Here is a 2,385-nt window from a genome sequence, read left to right on the forward strand (position 1 = left end):
GCTTAGTCATGTTTGACGTTTCAGCTGCAAAGTCAGCATCCATTAATGTAGATGATGCTGCTTGTGTGTTTTCTTTCATGTTTGTTACGTTCGTCATCGTATGCTCAAGACGATTCATTGAAGCACCCAGTGATGAACGGGCAGTACCAACACCTGCTATCAACTTATCAATTTCCGCCAAATGAGCTTGTGCCTCTGCTACAGATCCAAAACCACCTGAAGTTAGGCCCTGAATATCATCAATGTTTTTTGCTACACCTGTAGTTGCATCTAAAGAGCTAGCTATATTAACCGTTAGCGTTTCAGCATCACTTGAACCAACTTGAAATTTAACGCCAGCAGCAGCACTGAATTTACTACCAGTACCTTCTAATAATGCTGTACCACCAAATGTGGTGTTTTTCATAATACTATCAAGCTCTGAGGTCAAAGCAGAATATTCAGCACTTTGCGCAGTCCACTCAGTTGTACCATTCGCATCACTCGCACCTTGTGTCGCAAGCTCTTTCATGCGGTAAGCAATGTTTGTCATCTCATCAAACGCGCCTTCTGCTGTTTGCATCATCGACATTGCATTAGCGCCGTTGTACAAACCCGCTTCTTGGCCTTTTACTTGTGCATTTAAGCGAGACGCTATTTGCAGACCTGCTGCATCATCTTTCGCTGAGTTGATTTTAAAACCAGAGCCTAAACGCTCAAGCGCCGTAGATAAGCTATCGTTACTACGACCTAGTTGGTTTTGAATTGACATTGACGCCATATTCGATTGAATTGATAAAGCCATGCTTAATTTCCTTTATGTTTTTTTAATACTATTTACACAAAAAGCATAAATAGCAGTGACTAATCATTTAGAGCGACCATATTAAGTAAAAACTAAACTTTATTTTGGGTTTATTTACTATATTTTTAGTTTAGCCCTCATATTAATAGCGCCACTAAACTCCAAACTGCTATCAAACTGCTCTTAAAAAAGTATTAAAACGATTAAATAACGACACTCAATACGATTAAAAAACTGCATAAACAAAAACAGCCGCACCAAAGGCGCAGCTGTTTTATATCACTTGCAGATTAATTAATTTAATTAACCTGCGCTAGTCGATTAGTTTAATAATGAACCAATCATTTGTGTTGTGCTGTTAGCTGTACTCAATACCGAAATACCTGAGTTCATTAACAACTGCTGCTTAGTCATATTTGACGTTTCAGCGGCAAAGTCAGCATCCATTAATGTAGATGACGCTGCTTGTGTGTTTTCTTTCATGTTTGTTACGTTCGTCATCGTGTGCTCAAGGCGGTTCATTGACGCACCTAGTGATGAACGAGCGGTACCGATATTTTCAATTATCGTGTCTATTTTTCCTAGCTCAGTTTGCGCTGTAGCCACTGTAGTAAAAGCTGCAGCTGCCGCAACGTTTGTCGTTACCGTACCTAACGTAGTAGAAATATCTACATCAAGTTTCTCAGCTGTTGATGAGCCTACCTGAAAAGTAAGCGAGCCCGCACCAAACTTACCACCGGCACTTAATAATTCAGTGCCACCAAATGAGGTGTTTGACATTATGCTGGTTAACTCACTTTGCAAAGCTGTATATTCAGCACTTTGTGCAGCCCACTCAGTTGTACCATTCGCATCACTCGCACCTTGTGTCGCAAGCTCTTTCATGCGGTAAGCAATGTTTGTCATCTCATCAAACGCGCCTTCCGCTGTTTGCATCATCGACATCGCATTCGCGCCGTTGTACAAACCCGCTTCTTGGCCTTTTACTTGTGCATTTAAGCGAGACGCTATTTGCAGACCTGCTGCATCATCTTTCGCTGAGTTAATTTTAAAACCAGAGCCTAAACGCTCAAGCGCCGTAGATAAGCTATCGTTACTACGACCTAGTTGGTTTTGAATTGACATTGACGCCATATTCGATTGAATTGATAAAGCCATGCTTAATTTCCTTTATGGTTTTTAATGCTACTCACACTTTAAAAAGCATAAATAGCAGTGACTAATCATTTAGAGCGACCATATTAAGTAAAAACTAAACTTTATTTTGGGTTTATTTATTGTTTTTTAGCTTGGTCCTTATATTCACAGTGATACTAAACCACAAACTGCTCTCAAACAGTTATCAAAATAATTAAATAGCGACTCTCAATATTATTAAAAAGCACTGCATAAACAAAAACAGCCACACCAAAGGCGCAGCTGTTTTTATATTTGTTCATTAGTTACTTATTAAGTGCTTATTAATAGCTTAAGTAACCTCTCGCTAAGCTATTAACGAAGTAATGAACCTATCATTTGTGTTGTGCTGTTCGCTGTACTCAATACCGAAATACCTGAGTTCATTAACAACTGCTGCTTAGTCATGTTTGACGTTTCAGCTG

General features: G+C 39.4%; 3 protein-coding genes. All 3 read right to left on the minus strand.

What is annotated here, in order from left to right:
* Window positions 1-784 (minus strand): flagellin (locus tag V6260_RS18410; protein WP_341595556.1); only part of this gene is annotated, 784 nt, incomplete at its 3' end.
* Between the two features lie 321 nt (window positions 785-1,105).
* Window positions 1,106-1,942 (minus strand): flagellin, encoded by an 837-nt coding sequence (locus V6260_RS18415; protein ID WP_341595557.1) that lies wholly within the window; start codon window positions 1,940-1,942, stop codon window positions 1,106-1,108.
* 333 nt (window positions 1,943-2,275) lie between these two features.
* Window positions 2,276-2,385: flagellin (locus V6260_RS18420; protein WP_341595558.1), on the minus strand; the 110-nt coding region annotated here is incomplete at its 5' end.

Source organism: Pseudoalteromonas aliena (assembly GCF_038155085.1).
Lineage (GTDB): Bacteria > Pseudomonadota > Gammaproteobacteria > Enterobacterales > Alteromonadaceae > Pseudoalteromonas > Pseudoalteromonas aliena_A.

Bases quoted from the DNA above. Each gene is read 5' to 3' on its own strand.
- V6260_RS18415 (WP_341595557.1), bottom strand. From the start codon at position 1,942: ATGGCTTTATCAATTCAATCGAATATGGCGTCAATGTCAATTCAAAAC.